The 25,943-nt window shown below is 33.8% G+C and carries 29 protein-coding genes; 23 read left to right on the forward strand and 6 right to left on the reverse strand.

The window, feature by feature from the left end; genetic code table 11:
- Positions 1-61 precede the first annotated feature (61 nt).
- Positions 62-775 (reverse strand): LytR/AlgR family response regulator transcription factor, encoded by a 714-nt coding sequence (locus LB465_RS13955; protein ID WP_224470482.1) that lies wholly within the window; start codon positions 773-775, stop codon positions 62-64.
- A gap of 269 nt (positions 776-1,044) precedes the next feature.
- Between LB465_RS13955 and rpsF the strand changes: the two genes are divergently transcribed.
- From rpsF to LB465_RS13975, 4 genes are all read left to right on the forward strand, one after another.
- Positions 1,045-1,386, forward strand: a complete 342-nt coding sequence (gene rpsF, locus LB465_RS13960) for a 30S ribosomal protein S6 (protein WP_224470483.1) — start codon at positions 1,045-1,047, stop codon at positions 1,384-1,386.
- 2 nt (positions 1,387-1,388) lie between these two features.
- Positions 1,389-1,688: a 30S ribosomal protein S18 gene (gene rpsR, locus LB465_RS13965; protein WP_075327082.1), complete on the forward strand. Its 300-nt coding sequence runs from the start codon at positions 1,389-1,391 to the stop codon at positions 1,686-1,688.
- 12 nt (positions 1,689-1,700) lie between these two features.
- On the forward strand, positions 1,701-2,150 hold the full coding sequence (gene rplI / locus LB465_RS13970) for a 50S ribosomal protein L9 (protein WP_224470485.1): 450 nt from the start codon (positions 1,701-1,703) through the stop codon (positions 2,148-2,150).
- A 224-nt stretch (positions 2,151-2,374) separates the two neighbouring features.
- Positions 2,375-2,851 carry a DUF6495 family protein gene (locus tag LB465_RS13975; RefSeq protein WP_224470486.1) on the forward strand — a complete coding sequence of 159 codons (477 nt, stop codon included), beginning with the start codon at positions 2,375-2,377 and terminating at the stop codon, positions 2,849-2,851.
- A gap of 72 nt (positions 2,852-2,923) precedes the next feature.
- Here LB465_RS13975 and LB465_RS13980 read toward each other — a convergent pair whose 3' ends face one another.
- On the reverse strand, positions 2,924-4,171 hold the full coding sequence (locus tag LB465_RS13980; protein ID WP_224470487.1) for an ABC transporter permease: 1,248 nt from the start codon (positions 4,169-4,171) through the stop codon (positions 2,924-2,926).
- Positions 4,172-4,339: 168 nt separating this feature from the next.
- Between LB465_RS13980 and hisS the strand changes: the two genes are divergently transcribed.
- Positions 4,340-5,710 carry a histidine--tRNA ligase gene (gene hisS / locus LB465_RS13985; protein ID WP_224470517.1) on the forward strand — a complete coding sequence of 457 codons (1,371 nt, stop codon included), beginning with the start codon at positions 4,340-4,342 and terminating at the stop codon, positions 5,708-5,710.
- 172 nt (positions 5,711-5,882) lie between these two features.
- Here hisS and LB465_RS13990 read toward each other — a convergent pair whose 3' ends face one another.
- The 3 genes from LB465_RS13990 to LB465_RS14000 form a co-directional block, all read right to left on the reverse strand.
- Positions 5,883-6,839 carry an aldo/keto reductase gene (locus LB465_RS13990; RefSeq protein WP_224470488.1) on the reverse strand — a complete coding sequence of 319 codons (957 nt, stop codon included), beginning with the start codon at positions 6,837-6,839 and terminating at the stop codon, positions 5,883-5,885.
- A 142-nt stretch (positions 6,840-6,981) separates the two neighbouring features.
- Positions 6,982-7,191, reverse strand: a complete 210-nt coding sequence (locus LB465_RS13995; protein WP_224470490.1) for a hypothetical protein — start codon at positions 7,189-7,191, stop codon at positions 6,982-6,984.
- Positions 7,192-7,867: 676 nt separating this feature from the next.
- Positions 7,868-8,530, reverse strand: a complete 663-nt coding sequence (locus tag LB465_RS14000; protein ID WP_224470491.1) for a haloacid dehalogenase type II — start codon at positions 8,528-8,530, stop codon at positions 7,868-7,870.
- A 299-nt stretch (positions 8,531-8,829) separates the two neighbouring features.
- Between LB465_RS14000 and LB465_RS14005 the strand changes: the two genes are divergently transcribed.
- From LB465_RS14005 to LB465_RS14090, 18 genes are all read left to right on the forward strand, one after another.
- A complete protein-coding gene (locus LB465_RS14005) occupies positions 8,830-10,035 on the forward strand; it encodes a tyrosine-type recombinase/integrase (protein ID WP_224470492.1) in 1,206 nt (401 codons plus the stop codon).
- An 869-nt stretch (positions 10,036-10,904) separates the two neighbouring features.
- On the forward strand, positions 10,905-11,084 hold the full coding sequence (locus tag LB465_RS14010; RefSeq protein WP_317198442.1) for a tyrosine-type recombinase/integrase: 180 nt from the start codon (positions 10,905-10,907) through the stop codon (positions 11,082-11,084).
- 564 nt (positions 11,085-11,648) lie between these two features.
- Positions 11,649-12,167, forward strand: a complete 519-nt coding sequence (locus tag LB465_RS14015) for a hypothetical protein (RefSeq protein ID WP_224470493.1) — start codon at positions 11,649-11,651, stop codon at positions 12,165-12,167.
- 188 nt (positions 12,168-12,355) lie between these two features.
- On the forward strand, positions 12,356-13,303 hold the full coding sequence (locus tag LB465_RS14020; protein ID WP_224470494.1) for a hypothetical protein: 948 nt from the start codon (positions 12,356-12,358) through the stop codon (positions 13,301-13,303).
- A gap of 179 nt (positions 13,304-13,482) precedes the next feature.
- Positions 13,483-13,716, forward strand: coding sequence for a hypothetical protein (locus LB465_RS14025; RefSeq protein ID WP_224470495.1), 234 nt, complete (start codon positions 13,483-13,485; stop codon positions 13,714-13,716).
- 199 nt (positions 13,717-13,915) lie between these two features.
- A complete protein-coding gene (locus LB465_RS14030; RefSeq protein ID WP_224470496.1) occupies positions 13,916-14,545 on the forward strand; it encodes a DUF2306 domain-containing protein in 630 nt (209 codons plus the stop codon).
- A 133-nt stretch (positions 14,546-14,678) separates the two neighbouring features.
- Positions 14,679-15,371 carry a hypothetical protein gene (locus tag LB465_RS14035; RefSeq protein WP_224470497.1) on the forward strand — a complete coding sequence of 231 codons (693 nt, stop codon included), beginning with the start codon at positions 14,679-14,681 and terminating at the stop codon, positions 15,369-15,371.
- Between the two features lie 170 nt (positions 15,372-15,541).
- Positions 15,542-16,282 (forward strand): hypothetical protein, encoded by a 741-nt coding sequence (locus tag LB465_RS14040; protein ID WP_224470498.1) that lies wholly within the window; start codon positions 15,542-15,544, stop codon positions 16,280-16,282.
- Positions 16,283-16,435: 153 nt separating this feature from the next.
- Positions 16,436-17,578, forward strand: a complete 1,143-nt coding sequence (locus LB465_RS14045; protein ID WP_224470499.1) for a DUF3800 domain-containing protein — start codon at positions 16,436-16,438, stop codon at positions 17,576-17,578.
- 157 nt (positions 17,579-17,735) lie between these two features.
- On the forward strand, positions 17,736-18,026 hold the full coding sequence (locus tag LB465_RS14050) for a hypothetical protein (protein WP_224470500.1): 291 nt from the start codon (positions 17,736-17,738) through the stop codon (positions 18,024-18,026).
- Between the two features lie 628 nt (positions 18,027-18,654).
- Complete coding sequence (locus LB465_RS14055; protein ID WP_224470501.1) at positions 18,655-19,143, forward strand: hypothetical protein; 489 nt, start codon at positions 18,655-18,657, stop codon at positions 19,141-19,143.
- Between the two features lie 240 nt (positions 19,144-19,383).
- Positions 19,384-19,758 carry a PadR family transcriptional regulator gene (locus tag LB465_RS14060; protein WP_224470502.1) on the forward strand — a complete coding sequence of 125 codons (375 nt, stop codon included), beginning with the start codon at positions 19,384-19,386 and terminating at the stop codon, positions 19,756-19,758.
- On the forward strand, positions 19,755-20,174 hold the full coding sequence (locus LB465_RS14065; protein ID WP_224470504.1) for a hypothetical protein: 420 nt from the start codon (positions 19,755-19,757) through the stop codon (positions 20,172-20,174). Before LB465_RS14060 ends, LB465_RS14065 begins: the two co-directional genes overlap by 4 nt.
- Before the next feature lie 153 nt (positions 20,175-20,327).
- The gene (locus LB465_RS14070; RefSeq protein ID WP_224470505.1) at positions 20,328-21,431 is read left to right on the forward strand and encodes an LEM-3-like GIY-YIG domain-containing protein; all 1,104 of its coding nucleotides are present in this window, start codon (positions 20,328-20,330) and stop codon (positions 21,429-21,431) included.
- A 228-nt stretch (positions 21,432-21,659) separates the two neighbouring features.
- Positions 21,660-22,547 carry a hypothetical protein gene (locus LB465_RS14075; RefSeq protein WP_224470506.1) on the forward strand — a complete coding sequence of 296 codons (888 nt, stop codon included), beginning with the start codon at positions 21,660-21,662 and terminating at the stop codon, positions 22,545-22,547.
- A gap of 163 nt (positions 22,548-22,710) precedes the next feature.
- Positions 22,711-23,301 carry a hypothetical protein gene (locus LB465_RS14080; protein ID WP_224470508.1) on the forward strand — a complete coding sequence of 197 codons (591 nt, stop codon included), beginning with the start codon at positions 22,711-22,713 and terminating at the stop codon, positions 23,299-23,301.
- Positions 23,302-23,533: 232 nt separating this feature from the next.
- Positions 23,534-24,076 carry an outer membrane beta-barrel protein gene (locus tag LB465_RS14085; protein ID WP_224470509.1) on the forward strand — a complete coding sequence of 181 codons (543 nt, stop codon included), beginning with the start codon at positions 23,534-23,536 and terminating at the stop codon, positions 24,074-24,076.
- Between the two features lie 259 nt (positions 24,077-24,335).
- Positions 24,336-25,178: an alpha/beta hydrolase gene (locus LB465_RS14090; RefSeq protein WP_224470511.1), complete on the forward strand. Its 843-nt coding sequence runs from the start codon at positions 24,336-24,338 to the stop codon at positions 25,176-25,178.
- Positions 25,179-25,841: 663 nt separating this feature from the next.
- On the opposite strand, the gene LB465_RS14095 is transcribed toward LB465_RS14090, so the two are convergent.
- Positions 25,842-25,910 (reverse strand): hypothetical protein, encoded by a 69-nt coding sequence (locus tag LB465_RS14095; RefSeq protein WP_237690532.1) that lies wholly within the window; start codon positions 25,908-25,910, stop codon positions 25,842-25,844.
- Between the last annotated feature and the right edge of the window lie 33 nt (positions 25,911-25,943).

Genomic DNA, 25,943 nt, shown 5'->3' on the forward strand with positions numbered 1-25,943 from the left:
AAGATTTAAGCAAATTCCTTTAATGAGTAATTTAGAATAAATTCCTGTCGCAAAAAATTAATTACTGAATAGCACTTAAAGCCTCAACCAGGTTAGTTTTCTTGTGGCGACTAAGGGGCAGTTTCTGTTTGTCGATCTCAATATTCTTGGAATTGTAGCGCTCAATTTTATCGAGGTTTACAATATAAGACTTATGGGTTCTTAGAAATTTATCGTTAGGTAGTTGCTCTTCAAAAGATTTCATCGTAGCGAGAACCACAAAGTTTTCTTTTTCGGTCACAAATTTTACATAATCTCCCAAAGCCTGGATGTATTTAAGCTTATTCAGAAAAACCTTTCGATTTTTAAGATTGCTTTTCACGAAAATATAGTCTTCATCCTCCGGTGGAGTGGCGATTTGATGTTTTAATTTATAAAGATTTATCGCTTTATTTACGGCGTTATTAAAGCGTTCTTTAGTTACCGGTTTATGAATATAATCTACAGCATCATAATCAAAAGCTTTAAAAGCATATTGCGTTTTTCCGGTTACAAAGATAATCTGTGGTTTATTGGGAAGATCGTCCAAAAGTTCAAAACCTGTTAAAACCGGCATTTCAATATCGAGAAATATTAAATCGATTTCATTATCGAGAAGGCCGTTTTTTGTTTCAATAGCGTTATTGTATTCGGCAACTAATTTAAGATTAGAATGGTCTTTAATCAACTTTACGATAGATAATCGTTGTAAGCTGGAATCATCAACAACAATACATTTGAGTAAAATTTCTTCCACAATAGTTAGGTTAAGTAATAACAATATTAAACATAAAATACCTAAATCACAAGATAAAGTTTATATTCATAGGCCAAATTTAAATTTTATCCTCTCTTTATAAATAAATCTTTATAAATAAAGTAAAGTGCTTTAGCCTTAGCATTGGAGTATTTTAAATTTTCATTTCAATTACTGTTTAATAAGCATAACCTTAGTTTACTTTTAAGCTTTGAAAATAGAAATAAATAAGCTACTTTTGCAGCCAAATAAATTTAAAGTAAATTTTTATGAACACTTATGAAACTGTTTTCATCTTGAATCCCGTTTTATCTGATGAGCAGATAAAGGAGACAGTTCAGAAATACGAAGAATTTCTTGTTTCTAAAGGGGCCGAGATGGTATCGAAAGAAGATTGGGGGCTTAGAAAATTAGCCTACCCAGTTCAACACAAAAAAAGCGGGTTTTACCACCTGTTTGAATTCAAAGCTCCAGGAGAGGCTATAGAGCCGTTGGAACTTGCTTTTAGAAGAGACGAGCGTATGATGCGTTATTTAACTGTGAGGTTAGACAAACACGCTATCGCCTGGGCTGAGAAAAGAAGAAATAGAAGACAACAAGAAAAAGCGTAAGTATGGCTACATCTATTGAACAACAAGCAAAAGGAAAAAAAGACGGAGAGATCAGGTATCTTACTCCTCTTAATATAGAGACCAGTAAAACGAAGAAGTATTGTCGTTTTAAAAGGTCTGGAATTAAGTATATCGATTATAAAGATCCAGATTGGTTAATGAGTTTCGTGAACGAGCAGGGTAAATTGTTACCTCGTCGTCTAACTGGTACTTCTTTAAAATACCAAAGAAAAGTGGCTGTTGCTGTAAAAAGAGCACGTCACCTTGCGTTAATGCCATATGTTGGTGATTTACTAAAATAAAAAGAGGCAATTATGGAATTGATACTTAAACAAGACGTAGATAATTTAGGCTTTAAAGATGACCTGGTAAACGTGAAGAACGGTTACGGTAGAAATTATCTTATTCCTCAGGGATATGCACATCTTGCAACTCCTTCAGCTAAAAAAGTATTGGCTGAGACCCTGAAACAAAGAGCTTACAAAGAACAGAAACATATCGATGAAGCTAAGAAGCAAGCTGAAAAACTTAATAACGTAGAGATTAAGTTAACTGCTAAAGCTGGTGCCGGAGACAAATTATTTGGATCTATCACTAACGGCGATTTAGCTGACGCTTTTGCAAAAGAAGGCATTGAAATCGATAAGAAATATATAAGCATCGCAGGTGGAAACATCAAAAGATTGGGACAGTACGAAGCAACTTTGCGTTTTCACCGTGAAGTAGTGACTACTTACAACTTTGATGTTGTAGCTGAAGCTTAATTTATTTTATTACAAAGTTAAAAGCCCGCTCCAGTAGTGGGCTTTTCTTATTTTAGTGAGCCCCTGATTTACAAGAAGTGTTTCAGAATCATTATTTTTGTCAAGCTGAATTGGTTTCAGTTTCTGACGTGTTTGGGCTTTTTTACAATTTAGATCCTGAAATAAAATCAGGATGACGATTTTGGCACATTTGCAATTCGATCTTATTTTAATTTTTACCAAAAATGAAATATTCCAGATTAACAAAAGAACAGTTTGAAGAAATGAAGCAGGAATTCATCAATTTCCTGGCTGCACAATCAATAACTGCTGAAGAGTGGGATGGTATTAAAAAGAATAAGCCAAAAGCCGCAGAGCAAGAGCTTGATGTTTTTAGCGACCTAATTTGGGAAGGTGTTTTAAATAAAGTGGAATTCCTGGAGCATTTTTCAGCCAATCAAATTTATTTATTTCATATTACCGAAGTTACCATTCATCTTATTGCTATTAAAATTGAGCATGAAGGAGTAGATCTAACCACAAGAAAAGGTTACAGCTGGTTACAAACTAATTTGCTGGATGAATCTGTGAATATTTACACGTCCTCTAAAGTTTTAAGTGACGATAGGAATAAGGATATTTTTGCGCTTATAAAACAAGGTGCAAATATCACTAAAGGAGATCTTTACCGCTATTTCGACAATATGGTTGAAAGTAAATAATTACGACTGAAACTTTATTTCACGAAATTTGGAGTTTAAGTTTAACAGCCACCTATTCATTAAATAGAAAAATTATTCATACCTAAGCGATTCGATAGGATCTTGTCTGGCTGCTTTGGCTGCGGGATAACTTCCGGCGAGAATAGCTACTAAAATGGTAATAGCAGTTGCCCAGATCATTGCAACCCAGGGCGTGGTAAAGTCAAAATCGGCTGCTGCAGAAACGGCCATTCCGATTAATATTCCAAAGATAATACCTACGATGCCACCTATCTGACCAATAATAAGAGTTTCCATAAAGAACTGGGTGGCAATTGTTTTCCGCTTTGCGCCCAGGGCTTTTCTCACCCCAATTTCACGGGTTCTTTCGGTTACACTTACCAGCATAATATTCATTAAAGCGATAGAGGAACCAAAAATGGTAATTATAGAAATAATCCAGGCTGCAAAATTAAGATAACTGGTAATGGAGAATATTCGGTTAATAAGATCGTCGCTGCGTTCCAGTCCAAAATTATTTTCCTCTATAGGATTAAGTTTCCTAATGTTCCTAAAAGTCAGGATCGCTTCATCTTGTGCACCTTCCAGTAATTCTTTATCATCAACCTTAACGCTAACCGCATAATTTATTTGTGGTTGGGTAAACATAGACCGCGCCACCTGTATGGGCATCAGAACACGTAGATCCTGGTTGTTTCCAAATGTTGAACCTTTGGATTCCAGAACTCCAATAACCCTGAATTTCCCTCCTCTAATACTAACAATTTTATCAATGGGATTTTCGCCTTTAAAAAGTCCTTCAGGCTTAGCAAAATCGGCTCCAAGAATTACAACGTTATTGTTATTCTGAATATCAAAAATGTTGAATTCGCGTCCTTCTTCAACATCTAAACCAGAATTTTCCATAAAATTTTCGTTCACGCCAAGCACACGTACTTCAGGATCGGTTTTTTCGTTGATGTATTTTACTTCAGCGCCTGCAGTCCCGGTAAAAGAAACCGCAGTTTGCGCTTGCGGATATTGATAATTTTCTTCAAATTTCTTTACTTCCCGGTAAGTGATGATCGGGTTAATTTTTTCAACTTCCCCGCCGCCTTGCCGCTGCGAATTGAAATCATATCGCTGAATATTAAAAGTATTAGCCCCCATAGAGGCAAAATCGCTACTAATGGTGTTTTCCAGCGCGGTTACCGCACTCAAAATTCCAACCAGCGCAGTGATTCCAATAGCGATGATTAATACGGTAAGTATGGTTCTAAGTAGCTGACTTTTAATGGAATTAAAAGCGATGCTTATATTTTCTTTTAATAACCCGAACATAAAATGTTTTTTCAGTGCTATTTAATTAGACTTCATAAGTCCTATAATGTTACTTAAAATATGAAATTTGTTTGGGTTCGGGTAAAATTTAAGATATTTGCAGCATTGTTTCAGCCGGTTTTCGGCGCTAACTTTAAACCAAAAACGGAAAGTATACCCAAAGATTTTATGGCACAAAAACCTTCTATCCCAAAAGGAACTCGAGATTTTAATCCAGCAGAAGTCGCTAAAAGAAATTATATTTTTGATGTGATCAAAACTGAATTTAAAAAATTCGGCTTTCAGCCTATCGAGACACCGAGTTTTGAGAATTCTGATACCTTGATGGGAAAATATGGAGAAGAAGGGGATCGTTTAATTTTTAAAATTTTGAATTCCGGGGACTTTCTAAAAAAAGCAAATTCGGATGCTTATGAAGCTAAAGACAGTTTAAAAATAACTTCTTCCATTAGCGAAAAAGCTCTTCGTTATGACCTGACAGTGCCTTTCGCGCGTTATGTGGTACAGCACCAAAACGAGATAGATTTTCCGTTTAAACGGCACCAAATTCAGCCGGTTTGGCGAGCCGACAGGCCACAAAAAGGACGCTTCAGAGAGTTTTTTCAGTGTGATGCCGATGTTGTTGGGAGCAAAAGCCTGTGGCAGGAAGTAGAGTTTGTGCAACTATACGATGCGGTTTTTTCGGCTTTAAAATTAGAGGGTGTCACTATAAAAATCAATAATAGAAAGGTGCTTTCTGGTTTTGCCGAAGTGATTGGCGAAAAAGATAAACTTATAGATTTTACTGTTGCCCTGGATAAACTGGATAAAATAGGGGAAGAGGGCGTGAAAAAGGAAATGCTACAAAAAGGTATTTCTGAAAGCGCTATCGAAAAGATTCAGCCTATTTTTGGCTTACAGGGAGATTTCCCTGAAAAGATCGCCGGGATTAAAGAAATCCTGAGCACTTCTGAAACTGGAATGGAAGGAATTAAAGAGCTGGAATTTGTCGAAAAAGCTATCAAAGAAATGCCTTTGCAAACCGCAAAGCTGGACCTTGATGTAACCCTGGCGCGCGGACTTAATTATTACACCGGGGCAATTTTTGAAGTTTCAGCACCTGAGAATGTGAAAATTGGGTCTATTGGCGGCGGTGGCCGTTACGATGACCTTACCGGAATTTTCGGTTTAAAAGATATGAGCGGTGTAGGAATTTCTTTTGGATTGGACCGAATTTATCTGGTACTGGAAGAACTAGGACTTTTCCCAGAAGCCGTAACTCAAAATACCAAGGCACTTTTTATCAATTTTGGAGATGAGGAAGCACTGTATGCATTAAAAGCAGTGAATAAATTAAGAACCGAAAATGTTACGGCTGAATTATTTCCGGATGCAGCCAAGATGAAGAAGCAAATGAATTATGCAAATAAACGCGAAATTCCATTTGTTATCCTGGCGGGAGATGAAGAGATGCAAGCTGAAAAATTCACGCTAAAAAATATGAAATCTGGTGAGCAACAAAAAGTTGATTTTACTGAGTTGGTAAAAGCTTTAGGTTGAAATTCGTCATTATGACGTGGTAATCTTTTTCGAGATATACTAGATAAATGGGAAGAGATTGCTTCAGCCGCCAAAAAAAAGTGGCTTCGCAATGGCGTTCAGGTTTTTTTATAATTTCTAAGCTTTTAGTTGAAGCAATTATCTCTCAGCAGATCATCTCTCGGCAGTATTTTTACTCAGTTTCACTGGCTTTATTTAAAACATCCATATCTTCACTAAAAAGCGAAACTTTAACTGCTTCGGTAAAAGATTTAAGATGGGAAGATTTAGTTGCGCTGGCAATTGGAGCGCTTACTCCGGGTCTGTTCATTAGCCATGCAAGAGCAACGCCGGCTTGAGAAATATTGTGTTTTTCTGAAATCTCATCAAGGCTTTTTAAAACTTTTTCGCCACGATCGTTTAAGAATTTATCAGCGAACATTTTTCGCTCTTTGCCTTCAAAATCTTCCTTTTTCCGGTATTTACCGGTTAGGAATCCGCTGGCCAACGAGAAATAGGGAATTACTCCTAAATTATTCTTAGTGCAAATTTCTTCGATTCCCCCTTCAAATTTATCCCTTACCATCAAGTTATATTCAGGTTGAAAAACTTCGTAAGCCGGTAAATTATTATCAGCGGCAACATCTAACGATTTTTGTAATCTTTCTGCAGAAAAATTTGAAGCGCCAATATGTTTTATTTTCCCGCGATCCAGAAGTTTTTGATAAGCTTCCAGGGCTTCGGTTACAGGGGTTTCCTCATCATCAAAATGTGTGAAATAAAGGTCTATATAATCGGTTTGTAGTCGCAAAAGCGAATCTTGTACCGCACCGGTAAGATAATCGCGTGAATTATTTTTAGGTCCGCCGGGCTGTAAACTAGAACCGCCTTTGGTGATTAAAGTGATTTTATCACGTAAATTGCGTTCTTTCATCCATTTACCAATAATTCTTTCTGAAGTTCCGTGTGGAACTCCATCTGCCCATCGGGAATAAACATCGGCTGTGTCTATGGTAGTAAAGCCAAGCTCAAAAAGCTTGTCTAGCATCTTGAAAGATTCATTTTCATCTAAAGTCCATCCAAAAACATTACCGCCAAAAATAATTGGCGCCGATTTTAAGCCTGATTTTCCTAATATAACTTTTCTCATTATTAATACCTTTACCTTAAAATTAGGCATCAGTTATAAGAAAGGCGAATTTTAATAGAGCTTTTAGACAGATTTAACTTTGTATAGGATGGAACTTTAAGTAAGAAACTTATAAAGGAGAGATAACTTATAAATCGAAACCCTAAAAATCTGTGTTTTCTTCTTCGGTGGGATTGCTTTTTCTACGCCATATCACGAAAATTGCTGCTATTGTTCCCAGTCCTAAAACTAAAGCAAATAATTTAGGAGGGGCATCAAGAGTATTTTCCTGTTCAAAGACAAAGGAACCAACCAGCACAAAACTTCCCAGTAAAACCCCAAGGGTCATTAATATTTTTCCCAATACTTTCATTCACTTGCAATTTTTATAACGCTATTAATGGTAGATTAAAACCTCCTTTCTGAAATAGAACTACCTGTTTATATTTGTTTTTTCAGACATGATTAATTTAAATGATATGAATTACTGGAAGGTTAATTTAAAGTCAACTAATCGTTAAGCCTGATTTTAAAATTTTGGTAAAAAGAAATTCAGGTAACTAATTAAAAGTTTGAAGCCGGTTGGATTTTATTATATTTATTGGGTTGGTAGCAAGGATAAAAGAATGGAGGTTTTTACAATTTTTATGTCAGGATTGGTTGCTACTACTGTAATGACACGATTTAGTTATTTGTTTTCCAACAATTCAGGGAGCCCGAGTTGTTAAATAATTTAATTTTAAGATCTGAAAAGATTAATCTTAAAACTTCAAAATACCATTTTTTGGGCTGGTTTATACACTATTTAATCGGTTGGTTCTTCGTTGTGATTTTTAGTTTAATATGGAAAATAGACCCCAATTTTAAGCAGGAATAATTTCTGGAACTGTTCTTGGTTTTATAGCTGAAATTATAAGGATATTAGGATGGAAAATAATGCTCAGGCTTAACAGAAATTCTCCCGAATTAGATTTTAGTCAATTCTACTTCCAACTTATCATCATCCATATTTTATTCGGAAAAAGTGCGGCTATGGTTTATTCTTATTTTTAACCTATTTGCTCTAAAATTTCAGTAATTCCGGTTACCGAAATATCAGGTTTTTCGGCTAATTCATATAAAGTTTTCTCGGGTCTCTCAACAAAACAGGTTTGAAGTTTGGCCCTTTTTGCACCAATAATATCCCAGCTGTGCGCTGCCACCATCATTGCTCTTTTAGGAGTTACCTGGTATTTTTTAAGAATATACCTGTAGCTCTCAGGATGTGGCTTATATTTTTTTACTTCTTCTACGCTGTGGATTCCTACAAAATAAGAATCAATCTCAGCAAATTTCAGCTGTGCTTCTAAAACATCGGGTTTACCATTGCTAAAGGCAATAAGCTTGTAACCTTCATTTTTCAATTGTTCTAAACCCGGCTTTACATCGGGATAGGGTGGGAGATTGGTGATTTCAGAAAGAATATTTTGAATTTCATAATCAGAAAATTCTTTATCAAATTTATCTGAAATCATTTTAAAAGTAGCCGCGGCAATTTCACTAAAATTACTATAACCTCCGGTAGTGGTTTCCACCAGAGAATAGTGCAACAACTTTGGAAACCAAACATCAAAACCCATTTCGTTTTCCAGCGCAGCATTGATTTCTTCCTTTAGCGGAATTAGGTTTAGGAGGGTTTCATTTACATCAAAAATTATGATTTTGGGTTTCATTATTAATTAATGTTTAGAAAAGGAAAGATAGGTTTTCTTTAGATAAAACATAAAAAAATCCCTCCTGAAAAAGAAGGGATTTCTAGTAGCGAGACCGAGATTTGAACTCGGGACCTCCGGGTTATGAAAATTCAAAATGGCAAATTAAAACACTCGTAATTACTTCAAAATCAATTAAATATGAAAATTTTAATAGCATTTGATATCAAAAAATATTGTTAAAATAGCCAAAATGTTGTACCTATGTTGTACCTAAAATTTGTATCTTTAAGTATTATTTTTATCTAAAATAATTATTAATGTCGTCGGTAAATGTAGTTTTAAGAAAAAAAGCAAATAAATTTGGTCAATTTCCAATTGCCGTTAGAATTACTCGAAATAGACGTTCGATTTATTTGTATACAGGGCAGTATATTGAAAAAAAATATTGGGATAGTAAAAAACTTAACGTTAGATCCTCCCATCCTAATTCTGCACGATTAAATCATCTTATTCTTACTAAGCTTACAGAAGCCAGTGAAAAACTTCTTGAGAATGAATCTGCTAAGAGAAAGCTGTCAGTAGGAAAACTCAAGGAATCTATTCAAAGGCAAAATTCTTGTGATTTTAAAACTATGGCTGATGTCTATTTAAATAATATTAAAGCCAGAAAGAAATCTAATCAATATATCACCGAAAAAAATAGGGTTGATCTATTTCTGAGTTTTGCAGGAAATGGAATTGAATTTCACGAGATCGATGTTCCCTTACTTAAAAATTTTGCTGCTTATATTGAGTTCAAAAGGAAAAGAGCTAAGCGCACTGTGGTTAATTATATGATATGTATTCGTGCTATTTATAATTTAGCATTAGCCGCCAACAAAGCCGACCGTAATGATTATCCATTTGGAAAGGGTAAATATCAGATTAAAATTCCTGACGCTAAAAAAATAGGCTTAACAATCGAAGAATTGAAGAAGTTGGAAAACGCCCAAGATTTAAATGAGGCTAATCAACATGTTTTAAATGTATGGTTACTGAGTTTTTATTTTGCCGGTGTCCGAATAACAGATATTATTCAATTGAAATGGACTGACTTAAAGGATAACCGATTATATTACCGAATGAGAAAAAATGATAAGCTGGTTTCTTTGCAAATTCCTACTAAAGCTCAGAAAATTTTAGACTTATACCTTCCGAAGAAAAGTAAAACCAGTGATTTAGTTTTCCCGGAATTAAGATGTACTAATCTAGATGACGAAATAGAAGTGCGTACTCGAGTAAAAACGATAACGCGTAATTTTAATAGACAATTAGGCCGAATTTCTGAAAAATTAAAAATTGAAAAAAAGCTTACCATGCACATAGCTCGGCATAGCTTTGGAAACATTTCCGGAGATAAAATCTCTATTCAATTATTACAACAACTTTATCGGCATTCTTCGATCACTACCACTATGATGTATCAATCTAATTTTATAAATAAGCAGACAGATGATGCTTTAAATAACGTGGTGGATTTTTAAATTCGGTATTATTTTATCCACGTTGTACAGTATACTTATCATTGGAAATTTTTGAGACAATTGTAAAATACCTTTAGGATAGTTACAATAGTTCCGGTATTTGTACCATTTCTGGAAAATCATAAAATACTTTGATATTATTTTTATTTCCTCTTAAATATACCCAGTAGAATATACTTTTAAAAGCAAAAGATCATAATGCTGTAGGTTATGAAAAATGTTGAATCCAGACTCTATCAGGTTTTTCCATTTTATAGAATTAGCCAAATCAAAAAAAGAGATTAACCCTTTAAGGACTTAAGTGGAAAACCAGAACCGGAAATGAAGCGTTTCCGCCATTTGTACGGAAAAAGTGAAATGGGAGTTGCCGGTTTTTTACTTGTTTCCGGTGTTTGTTAATGAAGCTCTTTAGCCTGGAGGTACGAAAGGCTAAAGTGCTGAATGGGTTATTGGATATTTCAACTTATTCTAATCTTTTAAAGCTTTAAGGGTTTACTGCTGAATGTATATTGAAAATTTTAATAAGGTAAAAAATCAAGGTATTATGTAAACCGTACAAATAGTACGGTTTAATTTCATCAGGAATTCCTGAAAAAAATTATTTTTGGGTTATTTAAGGAAAATTTAAGATATCAATGTGATTGACGGCGGCGAAGCCATGTCGTTTTTGATTGGAGATAAAGTGGAAAGAAAAAAACGTCTATTATTCGTTTAATATACGACTATTGTTTTTATTCCTTTTATTTTTAAATGTCTAAATTATTAAATACCAGCCTGATAAGTAGGGACTATAGGCAACCTTTTTTTTGAAGGAACGTTTGGATAAAAATATGCGGCTGAGAGTTAGTAATGGAACCAGCTAAAGGGCCTTGTTCATTAAGAGAATAAAGTCACACATGCTTCAACATCCGTTTGACACCAATTTACTGGAAAGTGGTAACGATTTAAGATATTTACAAATAATGGGACATAGAAGCACCAAGACTACCGAAATTTACAAGCACGTGGCCACAAATATCTTTTTAAAGATCAAAAATCCGCTAGATTAGCTGAAGTAAAGGCATAATAGATATAAATGTAATACTGCATTTATATGTACGTTGTATGCAATTTCTTGTCGCGAAGGGTCATCTTTTGAAAGTCCTGGGCTGATTTTAAATAGGAGTACAGGTAATGGAAAGCAAAGGATATGACCATAGGAAGTATCCCCAAGTATGTTGCGATGAGATCGTGGAGAGTTTTTTAACTATCCAAACGTTATCACGTTACCAATACTTGAGGTTAAGGTAGTTTAAATTTGAGGTATAATCAATAGGGGAAACTCCCTTAATTTTTCCTTTACCTGGACGTATAATTGATTGACGCCCACCCCTTATTCCACGGATGTTTAGATCTACTTCTAAACACAATGTAAACGGGGCACGGATCTCAAAAGAAGGATTTTAAATGTTTCCGCTCCAAGCAACAGTTCCTTTTATACTTATCTTAGAATGCAGATAACCAAAAAAGCAGACAACACCATCTAACTGCAATAGCCGCGAAAATGCGACTACAACAGTTAGATCTACGTTGTGCATAATATCTCACTGGATACAAAAACCTATAATTGACCTATGAAACATTTTGCTTTTTTATTAATTATGCTTGTCTTTATTAGTTGCAAGGAATCAAAAAAAACTAATGATGCTATTGTTTTCCACAGTATGTCAACGGACAAAAACTTCGAATATTCTGTAAATTTTCCTGACACCGTCTATGTGAATGAACCCAATGACGGTGAATTTCAATACAAAAGCCCACTCGACACTATAACCAAAAACTTTTCTGATCCACGACAGAATAGATATGTGGTTTTTAGGACTCTTCCAGATAATACGTATGATTTCCACAGGGATTTTTTTAATGATTCCCTCCAAGAATATCGGATAGGTGCAACTGATAATAGATCTATTCCATTCTATGATTTATCTTTTAAGACAACAGGAGTTTTTGAGATAAACGGATTAATCAATGATCTTGTACTTATAGAACCGCAAACAGAAAATAACCAGGATAAAACTAAGATTAGATTGATAGAGGAAGATTTCCCAGTATCTTTTAAAGTTGTTGTAATTGATAGAATTAGCAATTAATAAAATGCGGATTTAACCTCGTAGATAATTAAAACTATGCACAACAACATATAAAAACAATGCTTAAATCAGTCTCGAATCGAAACTCGTTGCCCGCTTGCTCAGCGGATTGTCCTGCGGACAATCACGCCCGCCCGCTCGCACAGTTTTTATACGAGACGTTGGCAAACATTTAAAAAAATAATTCAATGAAAAGAATATTTATCATTCTTACAATATTAATTTTTACAGGATGCAGTAAAGATCCTTTAGAGGATTATGATATAAATAATAAAGAAAGTTCCAATTCGATTTTTAAACCTTATTTAAATCAGTTTAAAAAAGAAGCTGAAAAACGTGGTTATGATTATACAGACTATGAAATAGAATTTTATTTGGCTGATATAGACGGTAAACCCGCAGGAGGTGTAGCTAATTTTTCTAATAACGAAATTTTTATAGACAGAGATAATTGGTCTGCTATTCATCCAACTCGAAAAGAAGAACTAATTTTTCACGAACTAGGGCATTCAATCCTAAAAAGGAAACATACAAATAAGCAGACAGAAAATGAAGGGTGTTTAAGTTATATGATGGAAAATTCTTACGAATGCCAAAAAAACTCTTATTCTCTTTTATGGAGAGAGTATTATTTTGATGAATTATTTGACGAAAGCACATCTCTTCCGCTTTGGTATAGGAAAAATAACAAGTATAACTTCAACTACGAAAATAAAGAGCTTTTAGTTCAAGAATTAGATAATGATAATAGATCTTTTCAATTTGATATAGATACAGATACCATTTCGAATTTTGTTTTGGAAGTAACATTCAAAAACTGGCAATCAGCTTCAGAAAGAGATCCATTCAGGAACACTAAGGTCAATTTGAACGGAATTAATTATGAAAGTAACCCTAATCGCAATTCGATTCATATTTCTGACAATGAATATTCAAAACGATATTGGTCGAAATGGGATTACAATTATGAAGAAGATATCAAGTTAACTGTAAGAAGATACGATGGAATTTATTCTTTCTTTATAGATGAAAAGTATATACATGCTACAGATATTGAATACTTCGAGACTCAAAGCATAAATATTAGTTTTAGTCAGGGAGTAAATAAAGATATAGTATTATTCAAATTTGACTAATAAACGTTTGCCAACAGTATATAAAAACAATGCTCAAACCTGTCTCAAATCAAAACTCCTTGCTCGCTTCCAACGCTTGATTGTCCGCAGGACAATCAAGCTCGCCAGTTCGCACAGTTTTTATACGAGACGTTGGCAACAAGTAGAAAAATCAATGGTAAACTTAAGTTGATTGTAGTATGAATTTTATCGCATCTAGCGCACTTTATTATCCTATTGGTTGGCTTTATTTATGGGTAAGGTATCGGAAAAAGGAAAAGGTTAAAAAGGTCCTTAAAGAAGAATATGACGGAAGATATTACAATGCAGGCGCACAATTAATTATCGGCAGTTTCGGAATTATTTTAATCGGTCTTTTAAGTGTCTTTCTGATTCTGGTAATTGGACGGATCATATTTGATATTTTCACCTGACTCATAAAACCAGTTGCCAACATTATATAAAAACAATGCTAAAACCTGTCTCAAATCGAAACATCGTGCTCGCTTGCTCAGCGGATTGTCCTGCGGACAATCACGCACGCCAGCTCGCACAGTTTTTATACGAGACGTTGGCAACAAGCTGAGCTAACTCTAATATCAATATGTATATTTTTTAGATATTTAAAATTAAATGAAAAAAGCTTCTTGGGTTATAATTGGACTGCTATCGATAATTATCGGCTTATATCCCGTTATATATTTGTTTATTGACAGGAAGTTTGGATTACTAGGCACAAAATCAGTAGAACTTTTAAGTAACAATGTATGGAACATTATGTTTTACGCTCATATTTTTCTTGGAGGGCTTGCTTTGTTAATTGGATGGCTACAATTCAGCAAAAAATTGAGAAATAAATATATGACGCTACATAGAAGAATAGGGGAAACATACATTATTTCTGTTCTTATAAGTGGAATTTGCGGATTGTATATAGCCTTTTTTTCGACAGGAGGTGCCACAAGTGTTTTTGGCTTTGGTTCGCTTGCACTGATTTGGTTAATTTCAACTTTTCTCGCTTATAAAAGTATAAGAAATGGTAAGATTCGGCTACACGAGAATTTAATGATTTATAGTTATGCTGCCTGTTTTGCGGCAGTTACTTTAAGGATTTGGCTTCCCCTTCTGACAATAGTATTAAACGATTTTATTTTTGCATACCGTATTGTTGCGTGGTTATGTTGGGTGCCAAACTTATTTGTAGCTTATCTAATTATTAAAAATAAAAGCCAGTTGCCAACAATATATAAAAACAATGCTTAAACCTGTCTCAATTCAAAACTTTTTGCTCGCTAGCATTGCGAATTGTCCTGAGGACAATCACGCTCGCCCGCTCGCACAGTTTTTATACGAGACGTTGCCAGTAATTTAAGAAAATCGTCCTAAAAAATATAACATGAAAGAACTCGAAATATCTACTATCGGAAAATCTATAAAATACTTTATGGTTATTTTCCTTTGCTTAAATCTTACATCCTGTTATTATGGATTAAATGATGATGATGACCCGTCAGTAATTGGTCAGAACTCATATAAAGGAGTTTTAATTGATTTAAATGGTAATCCTCTTAAAAATATGACAATCGTTCTGAGAAGCAACTTTGATCAACATATTGCTGAATTTATTACCGATGAAAATGGTGTATTTGAGGGGCAAGGAAATATTTACAACACAGGTCTTAAGGTCGGTATTAAAGAAGAAGGTAACAAATATTTGACAGAATACATATTTGATTATACCGAGTATCCTATCGATGAAACAATAGAATTTCCGCCGCTTATTAACACACCAACTTCTTCAGTTTCGATTAAAATTATGAATAATTCTGGGTTAGATTATAGTGTAGATTATCAATACATAATCGGTATTTGTCAAAAGTACTTCGAAGATAACCTTGAAGTCGACTCTTTATGTTATGAAGAATATCATGATACGATTAATTTTGATAGCGATAATTCAAAAAGTTTTAGTATTGGAGCTGTAAGGGGCACTACAATTTCTCTTACAGTTAGTAATTCCGACAATTCTTTAACTCAAACAATTACAGTTGACGAGCAAAATCAAGTAGAAACAATCGTTTTTGAATAAAACTTTGAAACCTGAATCACAACAATAGAAAACTACTGGCAACAAAATATAAAAACAATGCTTAAATCAGTCTTGAATCGAAGCTCCCTGCTCGCTAGCTTAGCGGATTGTCCTGCGGACAATCACGCTCGCCCGCGCGCACAGTTTTTATACGAGACGTTGCCACACATATGAGAGAAAAACTTGCGATCATAGTTCTAGCGTTAATAATCACTTCAATCTTTCAAAATTGTAAAGAAGATAAAAAGTTGTCTGTAACTGAATTTGAACAATCTGTATTTTATGAAATATTCCCTTCAATAATCGATTCTATTCATTCCGATATGAGATTGATTCCACCACCGCCACCGCCGCCAAACGTTTTAAAAGAAAAAGGTTATGATATAAATAATAAATCGGACCCTTACAACAAAGCATATGAAGAATGGTTAAGGTCTGATGATTATAAACAGACAATGAAAACCTGGGAAAAGGTAAGAGATTCTATTGTGAAAGATACAACTTCTTATTTTTTAGTAGTCCAAGATTCAATTTCTTCTATTGAAAAAGATACTAAACCTCAATTTGCGGAACATTTTAAAGAATACAATATCGCACCAGACACATTAGACCACAGAAAAAATTTCGCTCTAGAATTAAATAAACTTAAAACAAATCATAAAAAAGTCAAATTCAAATATCGGACTGAATTTCCTGAAGGACGAGAATTCTGGAGAAATAAATATAAATATAATGTGGTTGCATACGTCGGATTTTCTAGAATATTATTTGATAAAACAAGAACTTTTGGAGTTCTTGATGGTAGTTATTCTATGGCACCTTTGAATGGTTCTGGTTACCGCATTTTCATTAAAAAAACCAAAGACGGTAAGTGGATTATAGATGAAATTATTGGAACTTGGATATCATAAATTACGTGTGGCAACAATGTATAAAAACAATGCTTAAGCCTGTCTCAATTCAAAACTCCGTGCTCGCTAGCCCAGCGGATTGTCCTTCGGACAATCACGCTCGTCCGCTCGCACTGTTTTTATACGGGACGTTAGCGCACATTTGAAAACAAAATGAAAAAAGTAATTGCATTTGCAGATGAATTTGGAAATAATTCCTTTGAGTTTAACACTCAGGGAAGCCATTTCATTATTGCCAGTGTTATAATGAACCAAGATGAATTAGACGAAATACAAATTCAACTTGAAGAAATTCGAAAAAAATTCTTTCAAACTGGAGAAATAAAGTCCAGTAAAGTTAAAAACAATCATAACCGAAGAATCTTAATCTTAAGGGAGCTTAAAAAGGTGAATTTTTCTGTTTATGCTGTGGTCATCGACAAAAGAAAACTTTACGGTGAAGGTTTTAAATATAAACAATCTTTCTACAAATATCTTAATGGAATTTTATACAAAGAACTTTATCGGACTTTTCCTCAACTTGAATTAAAAGTGGACGAACACGGAGGAAACGATTTTATGAGAAGTTTCAAAAAATACGTTGAGAAAAATCATATTAGAAACCTATTTGCCGGTTCTGATTTTCATATTCAAAAAAGCCATAATGATCTGGGAGTACAATTAGCGGATTTTATGGCTGGCACTTTAGGTTACATTTTCGATGAACTAAAGAAATCCTATAAATCAAGCGAATTTGCGGACTTGATAAATGAAAAACTAATTAGTTTAAACCAATTTCCAAAAGCCTACAAAATTGAAAAATTCAATGAAAAGGATACCTTCAATGAATATGATGAAACCATTGCAACCTTAAGTTTAAACAGAGTATTCGATTTTATTGATAAAGCCACAGGAAATACACAAGATAATCGTGACAGAATTAATTTTCTAAAACTTTTACTTCTATATCATCAATCAAACCACCCAAGAAAATATACCACATCAAATGAATTCGTAAAACACTTGAGTGTAAATAGACAAAAACAACTAAGTAAAGAGCAATTCAGTTCTAAGGTAATAGGATATTTGAGAGATAAAGGAGTTTTGATTGCAAGCAGTAGAGACGGTTATAAGATACCAACTTCAGCAACCGATATGAAAAAATTTATAAATCACGGCAATAGTATAATTTTGCCTGTGCTTCGCCGAATTGAGGAATGCCGTAGTGCAATTTTACTTGCGACGACAAATGAATACGATATTTTAGATGACCCTGCTTATGGCCAATTAAGGGAACTAATAGAAAACGTGCGCTAACAACATATAAAAACAATGCTTAAATCGGTCTTTAATCGAAACATTGTGCTCACTTGCTCAGCGGATTGTCCTGCGGACAATCACGCGCGCCAGCTCGCACAGTTTTTATACGAGACGTTGGCAACAAGCTCAAACATTAATTAACTAACCATTAAGAATGAAAAATTTCTTTGAAAAATACACGGAAAAGCCGTCTTCAACCTTTAGCCGACTTTTTATTACCTTTCTTTTCGGATTTTTACCCTTTGCGATCATTTTTGGTTTGCTGACCATTGCAGGAATTGAACCTGTTACTTTCAATGGAGAGGATTATTATGGATTTGCGGGATTATTAGTGTTACTGATCGCTACCCCAATTACCGCACTGGTTTTTGCGATTTTTATCTATCTATACTTATTGATCGGGTTTTTGATGTTGAGTGGATTTAAAAAACTTTTGGTACGGTAAAAAGCCAGTTGCCAACAAAATATAAAAACAATGCTTTAACCTGTCTCAAATCCAAAGTCTGAGCTCGTTTGCAACGCCTGATTGTCCTGCGGACAATCACGCACGCCAGCTCGCACAGTTTTTATACGAGACGTTGTATGCAATTTCTTGTCGCGAAGGGTCATCTTTTGAAAGTCCTGGGCTGATTTTAAATAGGAGTACAGGTAATGGAAAGCAAAGGATATGACCATAGGAAGTATCCCCAAGTATGTTGCGATGAGATCGTGGAGAGTTTTTTAACTATCCAAACGTTATCACGTTACCAATACTTGAGGTTAAGGTAGTTTAAATTTGAGGTATAATCAATAGGGGAAACTCCCTTAATTTTTCCTTTACCTGGACGTATAATTGATTGACGCCCACCCCTTATTCCACGGATGTTTAGATCTACTTCTAAACACAATGTAAACGGGGCACGGATCTCAAAAGAAGGATTTTAAATGTTTCCGATCCAAGCAACAGTTCCTTTTATACTTATCTTAGAATGCAGATAACCAAAAAAGCAGACAACACCATCTAACTGCAATAGCCGCGAAAATGCGACTACAACAGTTAGATCTACGTTGGCAAATATTAAAAAACAAAACTTATGAGATTGACATTTATTTTTATGCTTTTTACCTCGGCATTACTTGCGCAAAAAAACCGGATTGATGTTGGAGGTGGAGATTCTGACAAGGTAAAACTAGCTATTTCGATTTTGAATAAAATTGAAAAAAATCAAGAATTAGAGATTGGTAACTATTTCCTCAACGAGGGAGATTTTCAGGAAAAGGAATGGGATAAGTATATTAAGCTAATTCAATCTGACTTCCCCAATAGTGACAATTCTCTTCCTACTTCTGATGTCACACCTGGTAAGAAACTTTGGTATGAAAGAACTTACTTTGAGGAAATGAATAATGAAATTAAGTATCACTTCCAAATCTACTTCGAGCTTATAGAATCCAATAACAAGATCAAAATCAATAAATTAATTTTTAAAGAAGGTGACGAAATAATCAATAGGGATAAAGAAATAGAAAGACTCGGAGATAGATCCGTTCCTCCACCACCTCCTGCATTTTCAGATTTTTAAAAAGAACATTTGCCAACAGTATATAAAAACAATGCTCAAACCAGCCTCAAATCGAAACTCCCTGCTTGTTTGCTTTGCGGATTGTCCTGCGGACAATCACGCACGCCCACTCGCACAGTTTTTATACGGGACGTTAGCTACAATTTGCCGATAAATCCTGAAACCTTTAGATCTATTTGTCAAAACGAAAAACATAACTATATTTGTATTATTCAAGTTGTATAATACAAATAGAAAATAATGAAAAATGAGGACAATTTAAATGAACTATTGCTTTCTTGGGAAAACACATATAAAAAAGGTCAATTGACACTTTGGATTTTTATGGCACTTCAAGAAAGCAGAAAATATGTTGATGAAATTAAAAGTTTTATTGAAAAGAAATCTAACGGAACAATAAGTTGCGAAGAACAAAGCTTATATCGGGCGTTAAGAAAATATGAACATATTAATGTTTTAACTTTTGAGTTAAAAGAAGGAAATAAAGGTCCTGAAAGGAAATATTATTCTTTGACAAATTTAGGACAAGAACTCTTCAAGCAGTTTGTGAATAGAAACATTAAACTTTTCTATTCAGAAGAAATTAAAAATATTCTAAAATTAAACGACCAATGAAAACCATCACACTTTATTTAATGAGATTTGCATTAACTGTAACTATTCTAACTATATTATTTAGATATTTTTTGAGTTACGGTATAGAAAATCTATCAGGAATTATAATTACTTTATCCGCAGGAATTTATGGGATTTTAACGTTTGTTGCTGGTTGGTATTTTGGACGAAAGGATGGAGAATATTTACCAATATTTGATGTCGGATTTAGATTTCACCTAACAACATTTTTAATTCATAATGGGATTTCATTATTGTGGATTGGATTTGGATTTGGCTCAAAAAGTGAAAATCTGAATGCTCCTATTATGGGTGCTATTATTTGGAGTGTTTTTCTATTAATACATTTCATCTTTTACCTTTGGGCAAGAAGAAATTCCATTCATAATTTGAATAAAGAAGACATATTTGAATAATGAAAACAGTAGCTAACAGCATATAAAAACAATGCTTAAATTTTGCTCAATCCATATTCCGTGTTCGTTTGCTTAGGTGATTGTCCTACGGACAATCACGCTCGCCCGCTCGCACAGTTTTTATACGAGACGTTGTAAATAATTGTTAAAGATTTGAGTAATAATAGATACTATGTTTACGGACTTATAGATCCTCGGGATAACCAAATATTTTATATTGGAAAAGGAACTGGTAAAAGATATTCTTCTCATTTAAAGAAAAATAGACTTGATTTTAATTCAGGTAAAATCGATCAAATAATAGAAATTCAAAATTCCGGATTAGAAGTTAAAATAGAAATCTTATTTCAAAACCTTGATGAAGAAACGGCTTACGATTTAGAGAAAGTAATAATTTACAAATTAGGACGTAAAGTTTTTTCGGAAGGAACATTAACTAATCTTATTCCAGGTGGAAGATGGAAAACAGGCGATCCAATTTTTTATGATAACTCTTATACACCTGCTTTCGATTCAAATAGATTAGGTCTTTTTGGAGAAAATGAATTTCTAAGAATTAAAACAAAATCAACTTTTGATTATTTAAATACGAATAAAGAAAGGCAAATAGTTTATAGGTATAACTGGGATGGTAGTTTTGATAAAGAAAAAACTCTAAATGAGCTTTTTATAGAAGGTGTTAGAGAGGTGGAAATGAATATACTTAAGTTTTTAAGAATTGAAAACTTGCCAATTTATGGTAGAGGAATTCATTCCAAATTCTTTTATGAGAATATTTATATTTCAGAAAAAATTCCGACCTGTGATTATGATATAATTGATCAGGATTTTCATAAAGAGTTTGATTTAAAATTTGGTATGGAAGAAGATTTCACAATTCATAGTTACGAAAATGATATCTTAAGACTGGAGTTATGTAAAAACAAAACTACGATTGATTACCAATCTTATTATATAACGGGGCAGAAAAAATCCTTCCGAAGAACAAAATATGGCAGACCCTACGAATTAGCTTTAGAGTGGTTTGAAAATGGGAATTTAAGCGTTAAAGAAGAATTAATAGATGGTTATTCAGAATATATAAGGACCACATATTACGAAAGTGGTGAAAAATATATTCGCATAAGTCGAGGAAAAGGAAAGAAAGAGTATGATAGATGGTTCAAAAATGGAAAGAAAGAAGTAGAATTTATAGATAACGGTTACAACTATTATAATGAGAGCGGAGAATTGGTCAAAATTATAAAGCCGGAATAAACAACTATTTACAACAATATATAAAAACAATGCTCAAACCTGTCTCAATTCAAAACTCCGTGCTCGCTTGCTCAGCGGATTGTCCTGAGGACAATCACGCTCGCAAGCTCGCACAGTTTTTATACGAGACGTTAGGCACAATAAAAATTTACTCTTTTGGAAGATAATATTAGAAAACTGGAAAAGGAATTACAAGAGGTGTTCTTTATTAGGTTTAATAATAAAGATTTGGAAGAAAAACTTAAGGTTTACCATAATTCAAAATTAGATGAATTACAAGAAGTTTATTTAGCTTTTAAAGATAACATCAATTCTATAGTTTCGACTGCAACTATCCCAGATATAATGGCGAGAGGTAAAGCAAATCTCGAAATCTTTAATAGTATTCGGACCCAGGAGTCTATTCTTTCAATGCGAGATGACATTGATACGGAAGATCAAAAAAAAGATGAAAAAGCTGCCGCAAATAAATTACATAAAAAAGTTCACGAGAGGTTTTTGGCTGAACGCGAGACTCTGAAGGGTAAAAATCAATTTCGGCTAATTTCGGCGATTTTTCTAAAAGATTTATCTGACTCTGAAACTTTTGAAGTTGCATCAAAAAATCTTCTGAACCAATGCGCTTTATCCACCTGGGCAGCCTTTGAAATTTTTTGCCGGGACTGTTTTATTGTACTTTTAAATAAGAACAGCCAATTAGTGGAAAACCTCTCCGCAAAAGCAGAACTAAAGCAAAAGTTTAACTTGAAAAATATACCTGTACAAAAATTGATAGAGTTTGATTTTAATCTGTCTAATAGTATGGGGACTATTTTAATTGAAAATTTTGAGTTCAGTAACCTCCGTACAATTAAAACGATTTATAAAACCATATTTACCAGCGACGATTTAAGAGAAAAGTTAGATGATGATAAACTATGGTCGCTTTTTCAAAGAAGAAATTTATTAGCACATAAAAGCGGAATTGTTGACACCCAATATCTAAGATCAACTAATGAATCTTTACCTCTAAAAAGTAAAATTTGGACTAGACCAAACGAATTGATGGAATATTTAGAATTAGTAATAGAGACTTCAAAGGAAATCAGAATGGAAATAGAAAATTACTGTGCCTAACAATATATAAAAACAATGCTAAAACCAGTCTTGAATCGAAATTCCGTGCTCGCTTGCTCAGCGGATTGTCCTGCGGACAATCACGCACGCCAGCTCGCACAGTTTTTATACGGGACGTTGTAACCAATGGCTCCAAAAAAAATACTAATCAAAAAGATCAAATTTGAAATTTGCCAAAAATTTATATTATATAAAAAGTGTAGTTAGGGTAATTTCTGTAATTATCCTGTTGATTAGCGGAAATAATATCATAGCACAAAATGATGAACAAAAAATTCCTATTGTATACTTAGAATCTTTTCTAGGTGGATACACTGGAGAGAATGGCGGTTTATTATGGGGTGGAGTATTGAATTATCAGTTTAGTAAAAATCTTCTGAGTTTAAGATATTCAAAAATAAATGACATAAGTGTTAGTTCAGTAGTGCTTATTCCTGTTTCTAATACAAATGCATTTGCTGATGAAATAGCAGTACTCTATGGGAGAAGAAAGATTAATGACGGTCATTCTTTGAGTATATCGCTCGGACCTTCATACACTATTTACGCATCTAATAGTTTAAATGATCTAGAAAGAGAAAGAATCCGGGCTTTCGGCGCAGCATTTGAAACAAATATTAAATGGTTTAAAAAACAAAAAAGGAATCCTTTTGGTTTCAGTTATGGTATAAAATTATCAGGAAATGTTTCAAAAAATTACTATTTCGGTTTATCTTTTATGTTGGGGATAGGTTGGCATAAATTATACAATTAAACACACATACTCGAACGTGTCGCCACTGTTTACAACATTATATAAAAACAATGCTTAGACCAGTCTTAAATCGCAACTCTGTGCTCGCTTGTTTAGCGGATTGTCCTGCGGACAATCACGCTCGCCGGCTCGCACAGTTTTTATACGAGACGTTGGGCACAATGCAATCATTTAGAAAAGATAAAATTATTAATTAAATAAATTCGTATTCTAAAAACTCCTATTTACAAATATGAAAATAAACACTTTATTTTTCTTATTGGCACTTGCTTTTTCGATGCCCACTAACGCACAAATAACCAAAAACAATTGGCTGGTTGGCGGGGATGTTGCATTTTCTTATTCTAAAACCAAACCTGAATCTACAGTTGATTCCCAATCATTCACCATAAACTTGACTCCAAATGTGGGTTACTTTTTTTTGGATAAATTAGCTTTAGGTACGAGAGCTGAATATACTCTTTCTCGTTATAAAAGCGACTCAGGAACCTCCAAGTTTGACCGCTTTCTGATATCCCCTTTTGCAAGATATTATTTACTGAATATAGACAAAATGGTTAATCCATTTTTAGAAAGTTCTTATCGATTTAGCCTTATAAATGAGAATAATTCTAGAGAATTTTCCGCTAAGGGTGGTGTTGCAATATTTTTAAACAATAGTGTGGCTTTTGAGGCATCTCTAATTTATTTTAATTCAACATCAAACAACACTTACGTAGGGAACCACACCTTGCTGTTGGGGTTTGGAATCCAGGTGCATTTAGAAAAATTATAATAGGCTTCATAATGACACATACGCCGATTAGTGGCAGATTATTGGATATTCTAGTATTCGGACATTAATAATGGTTAAAATAATCGAAATTCAACAAGCGTAGTAAGCACAGTGCCCAACAGTGTATAAAAACAATGCTTAATTTGTTCTTGAATCGAAACTCTGTGATCGCTTGCTCAGCGGATTGTCCTGCGGACAATCACGCACGCCAGCTCGCACTGTTTTTATACGGGACGTTGTGAATAATGCATAGAAAAATATGAACAAAATATATAAAATTGTGTTTCTAGCATTGTTAGGATCAGTCTTTTTTTCTTTCCAGATAGAAAAGACAAATACCCTGACCGATTCTCAATTTTATATAGATTCGATTTTCAGCAAAAGTTTGGGAGAATATAGAAAACATACTGTTTATCTCCCCAAAGGGTTTAATAAGCAACATAATTATCCAGTAATTTATGCAACCGACGGATCTACTTCATTAGAAAACAACTTCTATAAAATTACTTTGGATTCCCTAATCGACAATAAGATTATAGAGCCCACAATTTATATCGCCAGTCATTCGAATCGTAAAATTGCTTATAGCACTACAAATGCTCTTGATGGGGAGAAAATTTTAATTGATTATAGAAATCTGGAATATGTAGAGACTTTCCAATTTGGAACATCTGACCCAGATCTTTCCAATAGATTTAAGAACCATTTATTTTATTTTAAAGATGAATTGATTCCTCAAGTTGAAAAGGAATTGAATCAAGGCCTTCAAAAAAGTGATAGATTTTTCTATGGATTTTCTAATGGAGCCGGATTTGGTGTGAATCTACTCAACAAATATCCCGATGTAATAGGAACCTATATTTGCTATTCTACATTAGGTTCTAATGTCAAAGGAAATAAATGGCACAGTGAAGAAAAATATCCAGATTTATATTTACAATATGGAGATGAAGAAAGCTTTGTTTACAAACGGGAAGCAGAGGATCTTGTAAGAAATTATAAAAACTCAAACTCTTTTGTCGAAGTGGAAATATTCAAGGGAGGACATAATTACAAGAAATGGAATGAAGGTTTTATAAGAACGATTAGTAAATTGTTATAGGCGGCCTAAAAGCACTATTCACAACAACATATAAAAACAATGCTCAAATCAGTCTTGAATCCCAAATCCTTGCTCGCTTGCTTAGCGGATTGTCCTGCGGACAATCACGCTCGCCAGCTCGCACAGTTTTTATACGAGACGTTGGCGGTAATTTTCAGCAATTCGTTAGCACAAAACGACATTTCAGAAAAACAAATTGCAGATAGTGTGAATTTTTTTGGAAACTTTATTTATCTAACCAACCATACAAATTACAAAAAATGAAATTTTTTAAAGTTTTAGGAAAAACTCTCTTAGTACTATTGGTATTAAACCTCCTAATCATTGCATTCTTTTGGATCAAAAATGAAAACTATTTAGAATCTACGAATGAGAAAAACTTATCGTATTTAGGAAATAATAAAAAAATTATATTTGAAAAAGAGGAAAATCAGTATAATTTAAATGGATTTTTTGACCAGGATTTTTACGATTCAGATGTTTTCTTATTGGGAGAAAATCACGGGTTTGAAGAAGTTCAAAAGATAGATTTTGAATTATTTAAACATCTTAACCAGAAAATCGGATTGAAATATTACATCGCAGAAATGGATAGTATTAGATCAAAAAGACTAAATCAATATTTAAATGATTCAATTGTATCCGTCCGAGCAACTGCACTCACTACCCCTTCTGATAGCCGGGCAATAACTCCTCCAATTTTTGGATGCTATGATCGGGTATTTTTTGCAGGGTATCCTCTAACCACTGCTGGGGATTAACACC

It is taken from the genome of Salegentibacter lacus (assembly GCF_020164555.1).
In the GTDB taxonomy this organism is placed as follows: Bacteria; Bacteroidota; Bacteroidia; order Flavobacteriales; family Flavobacteriaceae; genus Salegentibacter; species Salegentibacter lacus.